This is a genomic window from Xenorhabdus sp. NBAII XenSa04 (assembly GCF_963866145.1).
GTDB classification, from domain to species: Bacteria; Pseudomonadota; Gammaproteobacteria; order Enterobacterales; family Enterobacteriaceae; genus Xenorhabdus; species Xenorhabdus indica.
Map to the genome: position 1 here is coordinate 1 of NZ_CAWMEB010000100.1, position 1,353 is coordinate 1,353.

Sequence of the window (1,353 nt, forward strand, 5' to 3'; positions counted from 1 at the left end):
CAAGTTAGATTGGTATATAAAGGCTCCGTCCGTCATTTTTCACCCTCAGAGCTGGATCGGGAGCTGGAAACTCATCAGGCCATCAAGAGTATCTATCCCGAACTTAATACTATAGTCGTAACTACTATTTACTGATAGAAAATCCATCATAAAGAGGTTGAAATTTCATGATCTTCAATTTAGTGATTGTTAGTTAACACATTGATTTATGGAAATCCACGGCTGTATTATTAGACTCGTTTGCCCTGTCAGCGAGGATTATTCCTGTTTCCTCCACAAATTTTCTCTGTTAATGCGACAAAATTCGGTCAGCTATGATGAAGAACACAATTTGAAATATGGGGAATTTCAGCCTGAAATAATAAAAATAAATACATTAAAAACAAATGATTAAGGTGTTTTTTTACTGCGGGGATTTTATCTGTTTTTTCTAATACACAGAGATATTGACATTTTTTATCACGCTATGCTCGACTTTAACATCCTATAACGTTGGTTTGTTGAAGCCAGTCGCGTTGACTTTTACCTTGTTTTAAATTGGCAAAAATACCCAGTGTGTGAGAAACGTAGCTTTCTGGCTATTCGATGACTCAAATGCCATAAATCCCGCGCCCAACACTTCTCGATAGCAAATTGCCCAGCAAGTTGACCAATGATGGTTTCAATTAAGCGTCGTTTGGCATTAATGCGCTTTCTAGTTTTTCTGGGGATGGGGTCAGTCATATTGGTACGCAACGGGGTTATCATTTCAATACCCTCTGCCTTCATTTCCTGTTTAAATTCAACGCCTAAATATCCTTTATCACACAGCAAATAGCCTTTTATCGAGCCAATCACATCCCAGGTTGCTTCACGCTCACTGACATTGGCGGGCGTCAGTGTAAATCCGGTTACCACGCCGATTTCGTCTATCATGAGATGCCCTTTGAAGCCGTAGTCAGTTTCGTTTTTGGCGGCGCAGTCCCCATAATCGGCTTGTCCTTTGAAGTTGGCACTGCCTTTTGCTCTTTTGAATCCACAGATGGGCAGCGGAAACTCGTCGATAATATGTACCGGCCTGTCGAGCCCGCCTAATAACCTCGCCAGTTTTTCTTGCCGTTGTTGTTTAACAACCCAAAGATTCGAAATCTGTTTAGCGAAATTGGCGCGTGAACCTAGCCCCAGAAACCACTCGCGCCAGTGGTCACGAAAGTCAGTCCAAATTCCTTTATCCATTGAAAAACCTAAGAATGCACCCACGACTTCCATCGTGATGGCTTCTGCATCGCTCAGTTTAGGCGGATATCCCCGGCTTCTGAGCCGTGTGCCTTGCTGTAACTGCGTTAAATTATCGTCTACCCAACAAAACACCCA

1 pseudogene is annotated in these 1,353 nt (G+C 42.4%); it reads right to left on the bottom strand.

The features are described 5' to 3' along the window. Positions 1 to 476 precede the first annotated feature (476 nt). Positions 477 to 1,353: pseudogene (locus AAC147_RS05610) on the bottom strand (IS982 family transposase); the annotation flags it as partial.